The following is an 18077-nucleotide window of genomic DNA, read 5'->3' as shown; positions in this document are numbered from 1 at the left end:
TACCGTGCGACCGAAATACTTTGTAACGAATCCTCAGAGAGACGAGCAAGGAACCGCCATGAGTGACGATACCGACCTGCGCGACACCCCCGATTCCACCACCGACCAGCCCACCGATACCAGCCGCCGCCGCTTCCTAGGCGGCGTTGCCGTTCTGGGGGTCGGTGCCACCCTGAGCGCCTGTGGCCAGGCCGGTGAGCCTGGAAGCAAACCGGATGAGCGTCCGCTGTCCCCGACTGAGCTGGACAAGGCGCTGCAAGACCAAGTGAAGAACGTGGTGGTGATTTTCGCCGAGAACCGCAGCTTCAATAACCTCTTCGCCAACTTCCCCGGGGTGGAAAAACCGCTCTCGGCCCTCCCGGCCGAAGCGTCCCAGCAACGCGACCGCGACGGCAGCCTGCTGCCAAAACTGCCGCCCATCTGGGGCGGTATTCTTCAGGTCGGGCCGCAAACCCTGGACGGCGTCACCTACCCGGTGGAAACCCAGTTCCAGGATAACTTGCCCAACGCGCCGTTCGCCCTCAAGGGCCCCAGCGGCGAAGACCTGCCTCTGGGCCTGGTGACTCGCGATCTGTGGCACGTGTTCTACCAGAACCAGATGCAGATCAACGGCGGCAAGAACGATGGTTTCGTGGCCTGGGCCGATTCCGGCGCCCTGACCATGGGCCATTACGCCCAGACCCGTTATTCCTTGCGCCTGTGGGATGTGGCCCGGGAGTTCGTGCTCTGCGACAACTTCTTCCAGGGAGCCTTTGGTGGCTCGTTCCTCAACCACCAATACCTGATCAGCGCCAAGGTGCCGTTCTACCCGGATGCCGGCAACTCGGTGGCCAAGTCGCAGATCGCCTCCTTGCAAGGCGACGACCCCAAGGGCACGCGCCTCAAGCCTCTGGAAAAATCCCCGGCCAGTGCCATGGACGGGGCACCGCAGTTCGGTCCCAGCGCCCTGACCCCGGACGGCTACGCGGTCAATACCATGGCCCCGCCCTACTGGCCGACCTGGATCCGCGACCCGGAGCGCCCGGACTACGCCAAGCCCGACCTGCCCAGCGTGCTGGTGCCACAAACCCACGAACACATCGGCGACAAGCTGTCGAAGAAGAACGTCGACTGGGCCTGGTACGGCGGTGCCTGGCAGGCGACCCTGGAGCAGTTCAAGGACTCCGGTGGCATTCCGAAGATCCCCAACTTCCAGTACCACCACCAGCCGTTCAACTATTTCGTGCGCCAGGGCCCGGAAAACCCGGCAGAACGTGCCAAGCGCCTGCGTGACGGCGGCCTGGGGGACGAAGCGGCGACCAACAAGTTCTTCGCTGACGCCGAGGCCGGCAAGCTACCCGCGGTGACCTTCTACAAACCCCAGGGCAACCTCAACCTGCACGCCGGCTACGCCGATATAGCCGCCGGTGACCGGCACATTGACCGGGCGCTGAAAGTGCTGCGCGAGAGCCCGCAATGGAAAAACATGGTGGTGATCGTCACCGTCGACGAGAACGGCGGCTGGTGGGATCACGTGGCGCCACCCCAGGGTGATCGCTGGGGCCCCGGCACGCGGATTCCAGCGCTGGTGGTGTCGCCGTTCGCGCGCAAGGGCACGGTGGATCACACCGTGTACGACACCGCTTCGATCCTGCGGCTGATTACCCGGGTGTTCCAACTGGAGACGCTGGACGGCATCAAGGAACGTGACGCCTCGATGATCGCGCGGGGCCAGAAACCCATGGGCGACCTGACCAACGCCCTGCACTTCAACGCCTGATCCAATCTGGCCGGGGGCCATCCCCCGGCCTCTTGCCGCCCTCCTCCGACACCAGTAGTAGCCATGTGACATCATGCGCTTTACCCATTCCCCCTCCGGGTAATATCCTGCTCCCCACTTATCTGTTTCATCTGTTTTCCGATTGGAAAGGGAGTTCGTTGTCATGATCGTGGGTATCGACCTGGGGACCACCAACAGCCTGGTCGCCGTCTGGCGCGACACCTCGAGCGAGCTGGTGCCCAATGCCCTGGGTCAGTTCCTCACTCCCAGCGTGGTGGGCCTGGACGAACAAGGCCGGGTCCTGGTGGGGCAGGCGGCCAAGGAGCGTTTGCACACCCACCCGCAACTGACCACCGCGCTGTTCAAGCGCTACATGGGCAGTGCCACCGAGGTGCGCCTGGGGGACCGTTCGTTTCGCCCGGAAGAACTCTCGGCCATGGTGCTCAAGAGCCTCAAGGAAGATGTTGAACGCGCCTATGGCGAACCGGTGGAAGAAGCCGTCATCAGTGTGCCGGCCTACTTCAGCGATGCCCAACGCAAGGCCACGCGGATCGCTGGCGAACTGGCGGGCCTCAAGGTGGAAAAGCTGATCAACGAACCCACCGCTGCAGCCCTGGCCTACGGCCTGCACCAGCGGGACAAGGAAACCTCGTTCCTGGTCTTCGACCTGGGCGGTGGCACCTTCGACGTGTCGATCCTGGAATTGTTCGACGGGGTCATGGAAGTTCGCGCCAGTGCCGGCGATAACTTCCTCGGCGGCGAGGATTTCGACAGCCTGCTGCTGGAGTATTTCATTGAACAGCAGGCCCAGGCCCCGGACTTTCCCGAACCCCGCAGCGTGCTCCAGGCCCTGCGCCGTGAAGCCGAGCGAGTGCGGCGCGCCCTGGGCCAGGACAGCAGCGCCGAATTCAGCCTGCGGGTCGACGGGCGGCAATGGACCCAGAGCATTACCCAGGCGCAACTGGCCACGCTCTATACGCCGTTGCTGGAGCGCCTGCGGGCACCCATCGAACGGGCCCTGCGCGATGCGCGGATCCGCGTCAGTGACCTGGATGAAATCCTCCTGGTGGGGGGCGCCACCCGCATGCCCCTGGTGCGCAAGCTGGCGGCCGGGCTGTTCGGGCGCTTTCCTTCCATCAGCCTCGACCCCGACCAGGTCGTGGCCCAGGGCGCGGCAGTCCAGGCCGCCCTCAAGGCACGCTGCGCGGCTCTGGAAGAAGTGGTGCTGACCGACGTCTGCTCCTACACCCTGGGAATCGAAACCTCCCAGCAATACGGCAACCAGATCGAAGGTGGGCATTACCTGCCAATCATCGAACGCAACAGCGTGGTGCCGGTGAGTCGGGTCAAGACCGTACAGACCCTGCATGACAATCAGGAACTGGTGCTGCTGAAGATCTTCCAGGGCGAGAGCCGCCTGGTGCGCGACAACGTCGCCCTGGGCCAACTGGAGATGAAGGTACCCAAGCGCCCGGCCGGCGAAGTGTCGCTGGACGTACGCTTCACCTACGACATCAACGGCCTGCTGGAAGCCCAGGTGAACATTCCCCTGACTGGCGAAAGCCGTTCCCTGGTGATCGAGAACAACCCCGGGGTGCTGACCCCGGAGGAAATCCAGGAACGCCTCAAGGCCCTCGAGCAACTGAAGATTCACCCTCGGGACCAGCAGGTCAACACCCTGCTCAGCGCACGCCTGGAGCGTCTTTATCAGGAGAGCCTGGGGGAGATGCGCGAACAGGTCGGCCATTGGGCCGGGCAATTCCAGCTAGTGCTGGAGACCCAGGACGAACGCCAGATCCGCGAAGTGCGTAGCCAGCTCACTGAACAACTGCAACGCCTGGAAAATGGCCACTGGCACTGAGGAGCCGCAACATGGATTGCTGGACCCTGCTGGAGCTGCCTGCGGATGCCGACGCGCGCAGTATCAAGCGCAGCTACGCAAAACTGCTGAAAAGCACCCGTCCCGAAGCTGATGCCGAGGGATTCCAGCGGCTCCGTGCGGCCTATGAGAAGGCCCTGCAGCTGGCTCGCCAGCGCCTGGATAACCGCGCTGAAGAACGCCGCGACCACAGGTCGGCTACGCCCACCTCAGTGACGGCCTTGGTGCACGCCGAGCATGACAACCTGCATGAGTGGGCGCAGTTGCTGGAAATACACCCACAGGAACCGACGAGACCGAACATCGACGCTGCGGCGCACCGCTTGCTGCTTGGCCTGACCCTGCACAATCTGCCGCAACGCTGGCAACAGGCACAGCAACTGGACTGTGCGCAGAGCTTCGAGGCTGGGCTGCTGCTGCACTGCCTCGAACGATCGGAGGCACACACGGCCATCACCCTATGGGCCGTGGAACACCTGGAGTGGTTGACCCCCTGGCAGAACGTGGTGATGAGCCCCTGGCAGCAAGAGGCGCTGGCGGCAAGGCTACTGCAGCAATACCAGCAAACCCTGCAGCAGCTCATGGCGGCACAAGAGGAACTGGCGTTTATCCAGCAGCTCAGCGCTTGCACCGAGCAGCCCTGGATACAGGAGTTCGACCGCCGCCAGGAGTGGCAACGCATTGTGCTGCAACTGCTCAAGGACAACCCATGGAGCCTGTTGCTGCTGGAGCAGGTATGCCAGCTGTTCCAGTGGAGCGACAAAAGCGGCGTGCACCCAGAGCCGACCCTGGACTGGGAAGCACTGATGGAGCGCCGCCAGCAGGAAAACTTTTATCGGATCCAACAACTCAAGAGCGAAGACAAGCGGACCTCGGAACCCGACATTCTGGCCGCCCACCTGTTGCTCAAGCCTATGACCGCCCGGCAGCAGCAAAGCCTCCTGCGGGGTTCCGGACAACGCGACTGGCAGGCCTGCCACCAGCTCGCGGACATCTTGACCTGGCGCTATCCACAACTGATCGAGCGCCTGCCCCAGAGAGACCTGTATTTCTGGTTGCGCTACCTGCGCCGCCCGGTCGCCGCGCAATCCTGGGTCAGACTCTGGGCCGCCACTTCACTGGCATTGGGCCTGAATCTGCTGCAGCAGAATCATTACTCGCCAGGCTTCAGCATCATCACCGCGTCGTTGCTGGGCTGGGTTCCGGTGTGGATTGGAATCCTGCTCATGAGCCAGTGGATACCGCTGGCCACCCGCATGATCAGCCAGGATCTGTGGCTGAGTGAACGCCTGATCCCTCGACGCCTCGACCCGACCGGCAAATGGCTGGTCCTGCGCCACGGTCTCCCGCAGTTGGTGATACTGGCCATGTTCGGTGCACTGCAAGGCGCGCTGGGCATGTTGACCTACCTGGGGATGGTCCTGCTCAACCTGCTGGAGCACAAACGACTGGGACGCATAGACCAGCAGTTGAGTGCCAGCTATCCATGGCTGACTGCGCTGCATTGGGCACACTGGAGCCCGTTGCAGGCCATCTTCCTGCCCCTGATGCTGGCGATCACGGTGTTTTGCCAGCTGTACTATCCTGGCTTTCCGCTGACCACTCTGAAACCGTCCTGAACGGTTGGCGCCTGCAACAAGGGCCTTTTCACGTTCCCTACTGCAGGCCTGAGCCGGAATGTCTTGCCCCTCGGGGTTCACGCTGAAAAGGATCTGAGCATGTTCAAATTCGCAGGACTGACCCTCGCCCTGGCCGCCGCGTCGCTAAGCGCCACCGTCATGGCCGATGTCGAGGTCAATCTGGGCAGCCCCCAGCGCGTCACCCAGCTGTTTGCCTACCCCAACAACTGCAACGTCATCTGCTTTCGCAACTGGACCCTGGAACAGACCGTGGAGCACTACCTGACCCAGAGCGTACAGCGCGACGGCTACAGTGCCGCCAAGGTCAGCGTCAAGACCGCGGGTGACCAGGTCGTGGCCTCCATCAGTGGCGTACCCGATGGCTACGACAAGCCCTTGAGCGCACTGCTGGATGCCGGCGACCTGGCCTACAGCGGCGCCAGCCAGCTCAATACCGATGGCAAATGGGCCTACAACTGGTACCTGTTCCTGCCCCTGGGCATGGCCCTGGAAAACCGCAAGAGCATCGAGTTGCTGCACTTTCCGCCGGACTACTCGCTGACCCAGGCCCAGGATTACCTGGAATCGGCCACCACCGACCGCTGGGCCACCTTGCTCACCGCCAATGGCATCGCCGTCGATCAAACCCCGGCCTACCAGACCATTGTCGACATCGCGCCGATTGCCGCGCCGTCCAATGCTGGCAAGGACCTGGAAGGTGTCTACAGCTACTTCAACAGCTACCAGACCACCATGGTCAAACAAGTCAGCCAGAACGCCAGTGGCGCGCCCCTGCCCATGGTGGCCTTTGGCGCGCCAGTGCGCAGCTGGCTCAAGCAGCAATATGGGGTCACGGTGAATGTGCTGGGCCTGGCACAGATCAGCCCGAGCGAAGGAGTGAACGTGCCGGTACTGGGTTCCAACCACCCAAGCTACATCTGGTACGCGGCTGACCCGGCAAACTATGACAATGATCAAGCCAAGGCCGATGCCGCAGGCCTGAAAGTCATGGGCCAGGATTTAAGTGCTGCCTGCTGGCAGGCGGGGATGGGCAGCAAGCCGCAAAGCGATCCGAGCACGCTGCTCAGCAGTTGCACCCAGACCTGGCAGGTAACGCAAAAAGTGCAGACCTGCGAGCTGTTCTACACCTCGGTGCGCAAGCTGACCGAGCAACAGGCCGCGGCCCAATGCACCAGCACGCCGGTCAAGGCCCAGCTCAACCAGCTCAAGGCGCCAGCACCGGCGCCAAGCACCGAGGTGCCACACCTCTAAGTGCTCCGCTGAAACACCTGTAGCCGCTACCGCAGGCTTGGGCCGCATTCGGGCGAAGGCTCGAAGAGCCTTCCCGGGCGCTCAGGAGCGGGTCTCCTGCGCAACGTGGCTACAGTGTTTCAGCGGCGCTTCAGACAGCGCCAACCGGGCGCAGGCGATACTGCGGCGGCAGTTGCTCAAAGCCACTGATGGTGGCGTTCAAGCTTTTCCAGCGACCGTCCTTGATCCCGTAGATGCAGCCATGGATCGACAGGCTCTGCCCACGATGCCAGGCGTTCTGCACGATGCTGGTATGGCCGACGTTGGCCACTTGCTGGATCACGTTCAACTCGCAGAGACGGTCGACCCGCTCTTCTTCGCTGGGCAGTTGCCCCAGCGCTTCACGGTGCTCGTAGTACAGGTCGCGGATCGAGCGCAGCCAGCCGTCGATCAGGCCCAGCTGGCGGTCCTGCATCGAAGCGCGCACGCCGCCACAGCCGTAGTGGCCGGTCACCAGGATGTGTTTGACCTTGAGCACATCCACGGCGTACTGGATCACCGACAGGCAATTGAGGTCGGTGTGCAACACCACGTTGGCCACGTTGCGGTGTACGAACAGGTCGCCCGGCAACATGCCGACGATCTCGTTGGCCGGCACCCGGGCGTCCGAGCAGCCGATCCACAGGTATTCCGGCGTCTGCTGGCGAGCCAGCTTGGAGAAGAAATCCGGGTCTTCCTGCTTGATCGCTTCGGCCCAACGCTCGTTGTTATCAATCAGATCTTGTAGTTCGTTCATGCTGTGAAGCCTCAAGAATGATGCGCTGCTTTGACAGACGACCGTCGGTTGGGGTCACGCGTGTTGCTGCAGATACCGGCTATCCCTTGCGGGGAATCTTCCGGGCGGCCATGGGTCCACCGTTCAAGCCCCTGAAGTATGAGCAATCGCCATGACCGAATCACGACGTCCCTACGCAGCTCCCCAACCCGAACCCATCGACGACGATCAGGACCGCATGGGCTCCATCGAGGAGCTGCACTTCGATGACGATGAACCCGGCGCCGGGAGCGACGCCACACTGAACGATGACGATTTCAGTGATGACGACCTGGACCCGGAAACCCTGATCCGCGAAGACGGCGCCCGCTCAGCCCGTGAAACCGGAGCCGATAAACCGGCCGACTGGGATCTGAGTATTGTCGATGGCGCGGATATTGGTGGCGGCGCTGGTCTGGATGAAGCCGAGCTGGCCCGCAGCGATCCGCTGGACGGCAAACCCTGACCCTGCAAGAGCCGGCCTGCCGGCGAACCAGATGGCGCATGCCAGCCGGTATTGCGCAGCTACCTTCGCTGGCAAGCCAGCGCCTGCAGCCAGCGCCGGTATCGATTACAAGGTTCAATCAACCAGGGTGCAGGCCATGACCAGGGCGTCTTCACGACCGCCCACCGCTGGATAATAGTCGCGGCGCCGCCCGACTTCGTTGAAACCGTAACGCTCATACAGCCGATAAGCACTCTGGTTGCTGGAGCGCACTTCCAGGAAGCACTCGCGTGCATCCTTCTGGTAGGCACGCTTCATCAGCTCTTCCAGCAACCGCAGGCCCAGGCCTCGGCCCTGGCTTTCCGGCTTGACGGTGATGTTCAGCAAATGAGCCTCGTCGATGATCACCTGGATCACTCCATGGCCGACTTGCTGGCTGCCCTCGAACATCAGCCAGACTTCGTAGGACTTGAAGGCATCGATGAAAATGCCTCGGGTCCAGGGATGGCTGAACGCCGCGTATTCGACTTTAAGGATGGCATCCAGGTCCGCCTCGGTGGCCAGGCGGAAGGTCAAGGTGTCACTCATTGGTACTTTTACTCATCAGTGCTTTTCCAGCGCGCCATCAGCCGACGCATGGCTTGCCAGACATCAGCCTTACGCTGTGGCTCTTCCATTAATAGTTCCAGCCCCGGCAATGCCCAGGCCGAACCCAGGCCTTCGACCTGGAGTTCACGGTTGTAGGATTCAGCATCGGCCTCACCAGCGAAACGTACCGCCGGCAGGCCGATCAGCCACAGGCAGACACAAGGCTCGTCCTCGACCCGCACACCGACAAACGCCTGGACGAAGTCCCGGGCCGCTTCGGGGCCCTGGTCCAGGTTGCCCCGGGTCAGCATCGGCCAGCGCACCGGCTCGGCGAGGATCTGCGGGCTGTCTGGCAGGCCGGCGGCGCGCAGCATGTCCTTGAGCAGCAGGTAGGCTGGGTCGCGGCTCTGGAAGGCTTCGCCTGTGGGTAACTCCACCAGCAGCAGGCAACGACCGGCCCGCAATAGTTGCAGGGAAAAACGCGGCGGAGGCACTACCGGGGCCTTGACCACCGGCGCCGGGGCTTCTTCGGCATCGGCTACGGGTTTACTGGCGAGACGCGAGGACGCGGCAGACGGGCGCGGCACTTCGATTTTCGGCCGTTCGATCGACCTGGCCGCAGGCGCCGCCGGGGCTTTTACTTCGGCCACAGGCGCAGGAAGCGCCTCCAGCACCGGCTCGGGCAGGGCCAGCAACTCGGGGCGCGAGGGTGCGGCAAAGGGCAATTCGCTGCGCGGCAACCAACTGACCACCTGCATGGCGGATAGATAAGCGCGACGACGGGACTCGATAAGCAAAGGTCGGCCACTTGTGGATAACTGAGGTGGGGGATTCTACCGTCCTTCGCCGAAGATCGCCCGCTGTTGATTGCGCGCAAAAGTGACAGTCCGTCTCATAGCTGAGCCTGGGGGTGAATCGTCGGCCCCCTGATGCAGTACAATCGCCGCTTTTCATTGCCAACCAGCCGGCCATTCCGATGATCGAACCCAAGCGCGTCTTGCGCGCCCTCGCCGAACACTGGGCACTTCTGGAGCCACTGTGCGAGCACTTCGACCAAGGCACCCTGAGTCTTGCCGAACTGCGTTCACAGCTGGCCGCCCAACAGTTGGACAGCACGCCCCAGGACATCACCAGCCTGCTGGACGTATGGATACGCCTGGACATCCTGGTCCCGGTGGCGAAAAGCCCGAACCGTTTCGAGCTGAATGCACAGATCCACGACTTCCTCGCCTACCTGCGCCGCGAGCACCGCCTGGGCCTGTGCCTGGAGATCGAAGCCTACCTGCGTCACCTGGAACGCCTGGCGGGTTACATCCAGGACGCCTTCGACGTGCGCGACGGCAACGACCTGGCGCGCCAGCTGCGACTGTTGGACATGCGCGTGCGCGACGTACTGAAGAAGCTCGCCAACGACGAACAAGCCCTGGTGGCAGTGGCCGAACGGGCCAAGACCAGCGACCGGCAGATTCCCCTGCGCCAGCGTTACGCCGAGGTACTGGCGACCTGGGATGAATACGTCGAGCCGATGATCCAATTGGTGAATGCCGACGGCGCCTTCGAGCAAGGCGTGCGCAAGGTCGAGCTGGTGCTGCTGCGCCTGCTCACCGAGCAGCAGCGCCTGGGTCACCTAGTGGACGACGATATGCTGCTGCGCACCCACGCGCGGATCCTGGAAATGCAGACCAACGCCCAGCTGACCCTGCGTCACGCCCGGGAACTGTTGCTGCCACTGCGTGAAGAAGCCCGCCGGCACAACGCCGTGACCCGCGGCGCGGCCCTGGCCCTGGCGGCGATCCGGCGCAAGGGCATCGACGCCGTGCCGCAAGCGGCGATGCCGATGTTCACTCGCCCGCAGAGCACCTTCCTCGGCAGCTCTGGCCAGGTGGAAGCCTATGTCTACGCCCTGGCCCGCTTCGAGCCCAAGCCGGCGCGCTTCCCCAAGGCCCACAAGACCCACAAGGGCCTCGCGCCCAAGGCACCGCGCACGGTTCGGGAAATGCTCGAGCGCTGCGAAGACGCCCTGCCGCTGCCGGACCTGATGAACTGGCTGCTGGACCAGGAACCGGACGGTGCCACCGACGAGTTGCTGTACTGGTTCTCCCGCCTGTCGCGGGAAAAGCGCTTCAAGCGCGAGCGCCTCGAACGCCGCGACTACCACACCCAGGAGCACCAGGTCAGCCTGCGCTCCTTCGCCCTGCTCTCGGCCCGCGATGACCAGCCCGAGCATCCTGCGAGTACTGCCAATGCATCTTGATCTTTCCGAACTGTCCCAGCTGGCGCCGATCTTCCGCGAGCTGTTCAAGGGCTATCACGTCAGCCGCCGCGACCCGGAACTGTACGCGCAACTGTCGAACTTCCAGGACCAGTACCGCACCCTGTTCAAGGCCCTGGGCTTCGAGCTGGTCTGCGATACCCGGGGTTTCTACTACTTCGTACCGGACAACGCCGCGGCCCAGGTGAACAAGACCGCCCAGCGCCTGGCGCTGTTCACCTTCATCCTGGTGGAACACCTGGCCGACCAGGGCCGCGACCCGATTGCCGTGCTTGATGGCGGTAGCCTGGGCCGTGACGAGCTGCCGTCCTTGCTGGAAAAATACCGCGACCTGTTCATCCAGGCCGAAGTACAGACCCAGGAAGAGCTGGAAGAAAAAATCATGCGCCGCATGACCCAACTGGGCTTCGCCGTCGAGGAGCCGGGCATCTACCGCTTCCTGCCACCAATGCACCGCTTCCTCGATGTCTGCCTGTCGGTACAGCAGGACCGCGACCTGGCTGCCAGCCTGCACAGTGTGCTGCCGCTGCCGACCCCGGTACTGATCGACGAAGACAGCGACGAAAAGCTGCTGCAGACCGATGACCCGCTGGACCTGAGCGTATTCGACGAGTCCGAAGAAAGTGAAGAAGACGCCATGGCTCGCGCCATTGCCGAAGAACAGGAGCTCGACGCATGAGCAAGGAACGCTACGGTATCCGCCGCTTTGCCCTCTTGAATACCGCTGGTTATAGCCTCGGGCTGTTTCCGCTGGAAGAGCCGCTGTCGGTCTACGGGGCCAACAACCTGGGTAAGTCGGCGTCGATCAACGCCCTGCAATTCCCGATTCTGGCGCGCATGTCGGACATGAGCTTCGGCAAGTACAGCCTGGAACAGTCCCGGCGCTTCTACTTCGCCTCCGACACCAGCTACATCCTGGTGGAAGTCTCGCTGCCCCACGGTCCGCACGTGATCGGTGTGGTCGGGCGTGGCCCCGGCGGTGGCTTCGGTCACCAGTTCTTCGCCTATGCCGGACAACTGGACCTGGCTCATTACCAGAAAGACGACACCTGCCTGCGGCAGAAAGAGCTGTTCACCAACCTTGAGCGCCAGGGCCTGAAAGCCTATGAGCTCAAGCCGGACGAACTGCGCCGTCTACTAGTGGGCGGACACACCTCGATCCCCCTCGATCTGACCCTGATCCCGCTGCGTTCCACCAGCGAGCAGAGCCTGAAGACCTTCCGCGCCTTGTTCATCAACCTGCTGCACATGCGCGAGATCACTGCGGCCAAGCTCAAGCAGCTGTTCCTCGATGCCTTCGAGCACAGCCTGCGTTCGGGCAGCGTCGACTACATCGCCGCCTGCGACGAAGCCTTCCGCGATGTGCGGCGCATGGAACAGGACTACAACTCGCTGGTGTCCGCCGGCCCCCTGGTGGAAGCCCTGGCCAATGGCGTGAAACAGCGCGACAGCCTGCGCGGCAAGCTGCATCGTCTGTCACCGCTGCTGGACTCGCTGCTGGGCACCTGGTCGGACTACGCCGGAGCGCGTAAGGAAGAGCTGACCATCCAGGCCGAGCACTACCGCAACGAGCAAGACGCGCTGCAGAACGACCAGCGCAGCAGCACCCAGGAAATGATGCGCCTGGAACGGGAAATCTCCGGCACCCAGCGCTGGCTCGGCGAACTCTCGGTGCTCAAGCATCGCTTCGCCCTGGTGGACGACGTCAAGGTGCTGGAGCAGCAATTGCTGGCGGCCAAGGATGCCCACGATGAGCTGGCCGGTGCCCTGGCCCAGTCGCGACAGTTCTCTGCCGAAGACTTGGAAGAACGCCTGCGGGACCTGGAAAAGCGCCTGAAGTCGGTGAAACTGCAGCTGGATCATGCCGACAACAACAGCTACGCACGCCTGCGAGAAGAGTTCTCCCAGCAGGATGTGGAGCGCCTGATGCGCCTGTTCAACAGCGCGCTGTTCAGCCTGCCCCTGGGCGAACACGGCATCGCCCTCGACGAGAACGGCGACTGGGTGAAATCCGTGGAGCTGATCCTCGACGGCTTCAAAGGCGAGCGCTTCGAAGTGCCAGGGCTGTCCATCGACATCTCGCACATCGAGCCGCCGGCCTTGCAGGCCCTGGCTGACCGTGCGGCCCTGCGCGATCAGAAAGAGCGCCTGGAAAAAGAACTCAAGCAGCTCAAGACTCAAGCCGCCGTGGCCGCCGACCGTGCCGCGAGCAAGACCCAGACCGAAGCCCTGTACCAGCAGGTGCTGGATGCACAGAAAGCCCTGGAAGATTTCCGCCGCGCCCAGACCCTGAGCGCCGAGGAAGGCGAGAAACTGGAACAGCTGGCCCAGATGGAAGCCGCCCAGGACGAACTCAAGCGCTCCAGCGATGCCTTTACCGAGCGCGTCCAGCAGCTGTCGGCCAAGCTGCAGCTGGTCGGCCGGCAGATTGGCGACATGGAAGCCAAGCAGCGCACCCTCGACGATGCGCTGCGGCGCCGTCAGTTGCTACCGGCAGATCTGCCGTTCGGTACCCCGTGCATGGATCCGGTGGACGACTCCATGGATAACCTGCTGCCGCTGCTCAATGACTATCAGGACAGCTGGCAGGGCTTGCAGCGGGTCGACGGGCAGATCGAGGCGCTGTATGCACAAGTGCGCCTCAAGGGCGTGGCCAAGTTCGACAGCGAGGATGACGTCGAGCGGCGCCTGCAACTGTTGATCAACGCTTATGCTCACCGCACCGATGAAGCCCTGACCTTGGGCAAGGCTCGCCGCGCAGCGGTCACCGACATCGCCCGGACGCTACGCAATATCCGCAGCGACTACGACAGCCTGGAACACCAGCTGGCGCTGTTCAACCGCGAGATCAACAAGCGCCAGGTGTCCAACCTGCAGAGCTTCCGCATCGTCCTCGCGCCGAACAAGGAAGCCCTCAAGCACATCGACCAGATCATCCACAGCGCCGGCCAGTACGAGGAAGGCGAGACCCTGTCGGTGTTCGACCTGAGCCAGAGTGCCGATCAGGACAACAAGAACGAAGAGGCCAAGGAATACCTGGCGCGGCTGGTGGCGGCCAACCACAACCAGTTGGGCTTGAAGGACCTGTTCGAGCTGGCGTTCGAGATCACCAAGGTCAACGGCCAGCCGGTGATCCACACCGACATCGATGGCGCGGCGTCCAACGGCACCACCATGACCATCAAGGCGCTGACCAACATGTACTTGTTGCTGCACTTGATGGACCGCGACCAGGCCGGTCGCATTCGCCTGCCTTACTACCTCGACGAGGCGGCAGACATCGACGAACGCAACCAGGCGGCGTTGCTGGAAACCAGCCTGCAGTTGGGCTTTGTGCCGATCCTGGCGAGCGTGAAGCCGCAGGTTTCGGCTCAGGTGGCCATCGACCTGGAGGGTGGCAGCGGGCCGAACGGTATCTATATCGACGAGGCGGACTGGAAGTTCATCCGTCGCCACGATCAGGTCAAAGCTACCCTGAACGTGGAGCCGGAAGCCGAGGCCGAAGCGGAACTGGACGAAGTCTGATTCCACAGCGCCGATAGCAAAAAGGCCGCACTCGAAAGAGCGCGGCCTTTTTTGTAGGCGCCGGTTTGCCAGCGAAAGCGTTAGCGAACATCCGGCGCCGAGTTCACCGGCAGCCGGCTTCTACAGGGTTATTTGCCGAGGGAGATCTTCGGTGCCCAGGTCAGCCATTCATCCTCGAATTTGTCGAACAGTGGGAAGGTCTGCTCAGGCAGTGCGGGATTACCCATGCGCTCACCCTCTGGAGTGGCGAATGCAATACCGCCCTGGATCAGGGTCTCCAGGGATTCGGTGCGCACCGTGGCGCCCTTGAACAGGCCGAAGTCCACGCCAAAGCCGCTGCTGTTCCAAAAGCGCGTGCCGCCACGAATCAGCGGAGCGTACTTGGGCTCGATAAGGATGTGGATCAACACGCGGTCGGCAGTTCGTCCCAGCTCATAGCCGGTGACCTTGCCCACGCTCACTTCGCGGTAGGTCACTGGTACACCGACCTTCAGCGAACCACGGCGGGCAGCGCTCAGCACCAGGCTCAAGCCCGCCTCTGGAACGTTGGCTTCCGGCGCCTGTGGCAACGCCACAAAGCTGGTTTGCACGCCCTGGCTCTTCACTGCTGGCTGGACTTCGATGTACTGACCGGTAACCAGGGTTTCCAGGTTCGCGGTCTTCATCAGCCCCAGTTCCGGCTTGACCACCCAGAACTGGCTGCCGACCCGGGCGATGCGCTCAGGTACTTCAGTGATCCGCGCCTTGAGCATCACCGATTGCATGTCGGCGCTCAGGGTCACCTCTTCCAGCTTGCCCACGTCCAGACCTTTGAAGCGCACCGGGGTACCGGCACGCAAGCCATCGGCACGTTCGACCTTGATATTCACCAGAGTGCCGCGCTGCGCCGCCTCTTCTTGATTGGCGAACAGACGGAAGCGTGGAATGCGTTTTTTCAACGGTACATTAGGCTGCAGTGTCTCAAAAGCGATGCCGCCAGCCATCAGGCTTTGCAGCGACTCACTCTTGATCTGAATGCCACCGGTCAGGCCGCCAGTCAGGGTAATGCCACTGACATTCCAGAAACGCGTCGAACCGTTGACCAACCCTTCGTATTCTTTCTCGATGTGAACGCCGATCACCAATTGCTTGCGGGTGTGGGAGAACTGGTAGCTCTGCACTGAGCCGACCTTGACCTGCTTGTAGAGAATCGGACTGCCAACATCCAGGGAGCCGAGGTTGTCGGTGAACAGCACCATGTGCAGGCCCGGCGCACGCAGGTCCAACGGTGGCGCCTTGGCTCGCGCCTCGAACTCACGCTGTGGCGCAGCGCCCTTGTCGCCAGGACGAATGGCGATGTAGTTACCTTTGACCAGTGCCTCCAGGCCAGTAATGCCGGCCAGGGAGATCGAGGGTTTGACCGTCCAGAACTGAGTGCCTTGGACCAGGTAGTCTTCGGCCAGTGGGTCCAGAGTCAGTTCGGCGGTGGCACTGGACAGGTCAGGATCAACCTTCAGGGCTTTTAGGCTACCCACCTGGATACCCTTGTACATCACCGGGGTGCGCCCGGCCTGCAGGCCTTCGAAGTCGCTAAGTTTGACCTTTACCCGGATGCCAGCCTGGGCCGCATCGAAGTCTTCGTAGAGACGGAACGGCAAGCTGGGATCGGTAGGCGGGCTGTCCTTGCGATTCTCCGGAGTGGCGAAGGCGATACCGCCGGCAACGATGCTGGACAATGACTCGCTGCGCACTTTTACCCCGGACAGGTTGGCGTCGATGCTGATGCCGCTGGCGTTCCAGAAACGCGTGTGCTTGCGCACCAGGCTGGCATAGGTCGGCTCGATATAGACCTTGAGCTCGACAGTGTTCTGATCTTCCGAGAGCAGGTAGCTTTTGATCTGTCCGACCTGGATCTGCTTGTAGAACACCGGGCTGCCACGGTTCAACGAACCCAGGCGCTCAGCCTTGATGGTCAGGTGCAGGCCGGGCTTGGCGTCCGACAAGGGTGGCTCTTCAGCCAGGGCCTTGAACTTGCGCGAGGGCTCCCCTTCTCCTGGATTGACGGCGATGTAGTTGCCTGAAACCAAGGTTTCCAGGCCGGTGATCCCAGCCAGGCTGACACTCGGCTTGACCAGCCAGAAGCGCGTTTTGGTCCTCAAGTACTGTTCGACGTCCTTGTTCATCTCGACCGTGGCGATCACCCCCCTGGAGTTGCCTTCGTCGTCCAGAGCCAGGGCCTTGACCTTGCCCACAGACATGCCTTTGTAGACCACTTCGGTCTTGTTGGCAGAAATCCCTTCACCACTCTCAAAACGCAACTGGATCTCGATACCGGTCTGGCTGTAGGCACGCCAGCCCAGCCAGCCACCGATGATCAAGGCGATCAGGGGCAGTACCCAGATGGCCGACCAGTTGGAGGCTGGGCGGGTTTTGGCAGTAGGCAAATCACTCATGGTCGTCGTCCGACTCCGTGTTATCCCAGATCAGTCGGGGATCGAAAGTTACTGCAGCGAGCATGGTCAGGATCACCACGCTGGCAAAGGCGACCGCACCGAGATTGGCCTCGATACTGGCCAGTCGTCCAAAGTTGACCACCGCCACCAGGATGGCAATGACGAAGATATCCAGCATCGACCAGCGGCCGATGAACTCGATAAAGCGGTACATGATGATGCGTTGTCTTGCGGACAACGGCTGGTGGCGCTGCACGGAGAACAGCAACAAGGCAATACCCACCAGTTTGAAGGTCGGTACCAGGATACTGGCGACAAACACCACCGCGGCGATCGGGAACATGCCGTGCTGCACCAACTGGATGACGCCCGACATGATAGTGCTGGGGTCACCCTGGCCCAGGGAATTGACCGTCATGATCGGCAGCACATTGGCAGGGATATAGAGAATCGCAGCGGTGAGCAGCAGCGCCCAGGTGCGCAGGATACTGTTGGGACGACGTGGGTGTACTAGAGCGCCACAACGAGTGCAGATCTGCTCGTCGCTGTCGGCTTCCCGCCGGTTCAACTCGTGGCATTCAGTACAAATCAGAATACCTGCATCAATCGCCCGCATGCATGTCCTCTCCAGATAATGCCTGCCAGATCTGGTGAGGCGACATCACCACTTCCAGCCAGACCTGCACCAACAGCAGACTGATAAAACATACCAGGCCAAGGCCCACGGTAATGGACGCCATGTCGGCCAGCTTGACGATGGCCACCAGCACGCCCATCAAATAGACCTCGAGCATGCCCCAGTCGCGTAGATGGTGATAAATGCGATAGAGCAGCAGGCCGTAGCTACGGCCGATGTCCCAACGAATGCTCAACAGCACCAATAACTGACAAATCAACTTGAGCAGTGGAATACCCATGCTGCACAGGAACACCACCAGCGCCACGCTTTCCATACCGGTATCGAACAGACTTTGCACGCCGCTCCAGACGGTATCCTCGGAAGACTGCCCCAATAAATTGAGCTGCATGATGGGTAGAAAGTTCGCTGGCACATAGAGCAGCAAAGCGGCAATTACGAGAGCCAGGCTGCGCTCGACGACATTGTGCCGATGTGCGTACAGCTCATAACCACAGCGCGAGCACTGGGCTTTTTCGCCATGGGCAAGCGTTGACTTGCGCATCAGAAAATCGCACTCATGGCAGGCAACCAGGTCGTCCAGTGGTAATTCTGACAACCCGAGGGCCTCAACCGGATCAGGCATAGAAGGCTCTGGAAGTGAAAAAGTAGCGGCTATTCTAGTGTTCCAATCTGAAAATAACTGTGCAAATTTGTTTTCGGATAAGAGCAGCTTTTCTTTCGAGCAAAACAAAACCCCAACTGCTTTCGCAATTGGGGTTTCGGAATTTAATCTTGACGATGACCTACTCTCACATGGGGAAACCCCACACTACCATCGGCGATGCATCGTTTCACTACTGAGTTCGGGATGGGA

Annotated in this window: 14 protein-coding genes and 1 rRNA gene; 8 read left to right on the top strand and 7 right to left on the bottom strand. The window is 61.9% G+C overall.

Translation table 11 applies throughout. The annotated features are described in order from the left end of the window. The first annotated feature begins 58 nt into the window (after positions 1–58). From GV818_RS27895 to GV818_RS27880, 4 genes are all read left to right on the top strand, one after another. The gene (locus GV818_RS27895; protein WP_161778069.1) at positions 59–1759 is read left to right on the top strand and encodes an acid phosphatase; all 1701 of its coding nucleotides are present in this window, start codon (positions 59–61) and stop codon (positions 1757–1759) included. Positions 1760–1922: 163 nt separating this feature from the next. Further along, a complete protein-coding gene (locus GV818_RS27890) occupies positions 1923–3620 on the top strand; it encodes a molecular chaperone HscC (protein WP_161756882.1) in 1698 nt (565 codons plus the stop codon). A gap of 11 nt (positions 3621–3631) precedes the next feature. Further along, the gene (locus GV818_RS27885) at positions 3632–5257 is read left to right on the top strand and encodes a J domain-containing protein (RefSeq protein ID WP_161778068.1); all 1626 of its coding nucleotides are present in this window, start codon (positions 3632–3634) and stop codon (positions 5255–5257) included. A gap of 99 nt (positions 5258–5356) precedes the next feature. Beyond that, a complete protein-coding gene (locus GV818_RS27880) occupies positions 5357–6529 on the top strand; it encodes a hypothetical protein (protein ID WP_161778067.1) in 1173 nt (390 codons plus the stop codon). Between the two features lie 130 nt (positions 6530–6659). Here GV818_RS27880 and can read toward each other — a convergent pair whose 3' ends face one another. Further along, on the bottom strand, positions 6660–7304 hold the full coding sequence (gene can, locus GV818_RS27875) for a carbonate dehydratase (RefSeq protein ID WP_161756885.1): 645 nt from the start codon (positions 7302–7304) through the stop codon (positions 6660–6662). Positions 7305–7455: 151 nt separating this feature from the next. Between can and GV818_RS27870 the strand changes: the two genes are divergently transcribed. Beyond that, entirely contained in the window at positions 7456–7788 is a 333-nt protein-coding gene (locus tag GV818_RS27870) for a serine kinase/phosphatase (RefSeq protein WP_161778066.1), read from the top strand. Positions 7789–7902: 114 nt separating this feature from the next. On the opposite strand, the gene rimI is transcribed toward GV818_RS27870, so the two are convergent. Then, a complete protein-coding gene (gene rimI, locus GV818_RS27865; RefSeq protein WP_161756887.1) occupies positions 7903–8355 on the bottom strand; it encodes a ribosomal protein S18-alanine N-acetyltransferase in 453 nt (150 codons plus the stop codon). A gap of 8 nt (positions 8356–8363) precedes the next feature. Then, a complete protein-coding gene (locus tag GV818_RS27860) occupies positions 8364–9152 on the bottom strand; it encodes an energy transducer TonB (protein ID WP_161778065.1) in 789 nt (262 codons plus the stop codon). 179 nt (positions 9153–9331) lie between these two features. On the opposite strand from GV818_RS27860, the gene mksB reads away from it, so the two are divergent. The 3 genes from mksB to mksF are packed head-to-tail and all read left to right on the top strand — an operon-like array spanning position 9332 to position 14152. Then, positions 9332–10609, top strand: a complete 1278-nt coding sequence (gene mksB / locus GV818_RS27855) for an Mks condensin complex protein MksB (RefSeq protein ID WP_178125148.1) — start codon at positions 9332–9334, stop codon at positions 10607–10609. Beyond that, entirely contained in the window at positions 10599–11306 is a 708-nt protein-coding gene (gene mksE, locus GV818_RS27850) for an Mks condensin complex protein MksE (RefSeq protein ID WP_161778063.1), read from the top strand. The genes mksB and mksE overlap by 11 nt, the downstream gene beginning before the upstream one ends. After that, positions 11303–14152, top strand: a complete 2850-nt coding sequence (gene mksF, locus GV818_RS27845; RefSeq protein WP_161756891.1) for an Mks condensin complex protein MksF — start codon at positions 11303–11305, stop codon at positions 14150–14152. The genes mksE and mksF overlap by 4 nt, the downstream gene beginning before the upstream one ends. A gap of 128 nt (positions 14153–14280) precedes the next feature. Here mksF and GV818_RS27840 read toward each other — a convergent pair whose 3' ends face one another. The 4 genes from GV818_RS27840 to rrf all read right to left on the bottom strand — a co-directional run. Beyond that, the gene (locus GV818_RS27840; protein WP_161756892.1) at positions 14281–16584 is read right to left on the bottom strand and encodes a PqiB family protein; all 2304 of its coding nucleotides are present in this window, start codon (positions 16582–16584) and stop codon (positions 14281–14283) included. Continuing rightward, positions 16577–17200 carry a paraquat-inducible protein A gene (locus tag GV818_RS27835; protein ID WP_161756893.1) on the bottom strand — a complete coding sequence of 208 codons (624 nt, stop codon included), beginning with the start codon at positions 17198–17200 and terminating at the stop codon, positions 16577–16579. The genes GV818_RS27840 and GV818_RS27835 overlap by 8 nt, the downstream gene beginning before the upstream one ends. After that, positions 17187–17846: a paraquat-inducible protein A gene (locus GV818_RS27830; RefSeq protein WP_161778062.1), complete on the bottom strand. Its 660-nt coding sequence runs from the start codon at positions 17844–17846 to the stop codon at positions 17187–17189. Before GV818_RS27830 ends, GV818_RS27835 begins: the two co-directional genes overlap by 14 nt. Positions 17847–17993: 147 nt before the next feature. After that, positions 17994–18077, bottom strand: a 5S ribosomal RNA gene (gene rrf, locus GV818_RS35355); the annotation flags it as partial.

This window comes from Pseudomonas sp. Fl4BN1 (genome assembly GCF_009908285.1).
GTDB lineage: Bacteria > Pseudomonadota > Gammaproteobacteria > Pseudomonadales > Pseudomonadaceae > Aquipseudomonas.
This window is presented reverse-complemented; position numbering and strand designations above follow the sequence as displayed.

What these genes read in the sequence shown, in the direction of transcription:
- GV818_RS27840 (WP_161756892.1), bottom strand. Translation starts at nt 16,584, where the DNA reads ATGAGTGATTTGCCTACTGCCAAAACCCGCCCAGCCTCCAACTGGTCG.
- can (WP_161756885.1), bottom strand. Translation starts at nt 7,304, where the DNA reads ATGAACGAACTACAAGATCTGATTGATAACAACGAGCGTTGGGCCGAA.
- mksB (WP_178125148.1), top strand. Translation starts at nt 9,332, where the DNA reads ATGATCGAACCCAAGCGCGTCTTGCGCGCCCTCGCCGAACACTGGGCA.
- GV818_RS27890 (WP_161756882.1), top strand. Translation starts at nt 1,923, where the DNA reads ATGATCGTGGGTATCGACCTGGGGACCACCAACAGCCTGGTCGCCGTC.
- GV818_RS27885 (WP_161778068.1), top strand. Translation starts at nt 3,632, where the DNA reads ATGGATTGCTGGACCCTGCTGGAGCTGCCTGCGGATGCCGACGCGCGC.
- rimI (WP_161756887.1), bottom strand. Translation starts at nt 8,355, where the DNA reads ATGAGTGACACCTTGACCTTCCGCCTGGCCACCGAGGCGGACCTGGAT.
- mksE (WP_161778063.1), top strand. Translation starts at nt 10,599, where the DNA reads ATGCATCTTGATCTTTCCGAACTGTCCCAGCTGGCGCCGATCTTCCGC.
- GV818_RS27870 (WP_161778066.1), top strand. Translation starts at nt 7,456, where the DNA reads ATGACCGAATCACGACGTCCCTACGCAGCTCCCCAACCCGAACCCATC.
- GV818_RS27835 (WP_161756893.1), bottom strand. Translation starts at nt 17,200, where the DNA reads ATGCGGGCGATTGATGCAGGTATTCTGATTTGTACTGAATGCCACGAG.
- GV818_RS27830 (WP_161778062.1), bottom strand. Translation starts at nt 17,846, where the DNA reads ATGCCTGATCCGGTTGAGGCCCTCGGGTTGTCAGAATTACCACTGGAC.
- mksF (WP_161756891.1), top strand. Translation starts at nt 11,303, where the DNA reads ATGAGCAAGGAACGCTACGGTATCCGCCGCTTTGCCCTCTTGAATACC.
- GV818_RS27880 (WP_161778067.1), top strand. Translation starts at nt 5,357, where the DNA reads ATGTTCAAATTCGCAGGACTGACCCTCGCCCTGGCCGCCGCGTCGCTA.
- GV818_RS27895 (WP_161778069.1), top strand. Translation starts at nt 59, where the DNA reads ATGAGTGACGATACCGACCTGCGCGACACCCCCGATTCCACCACCGAC.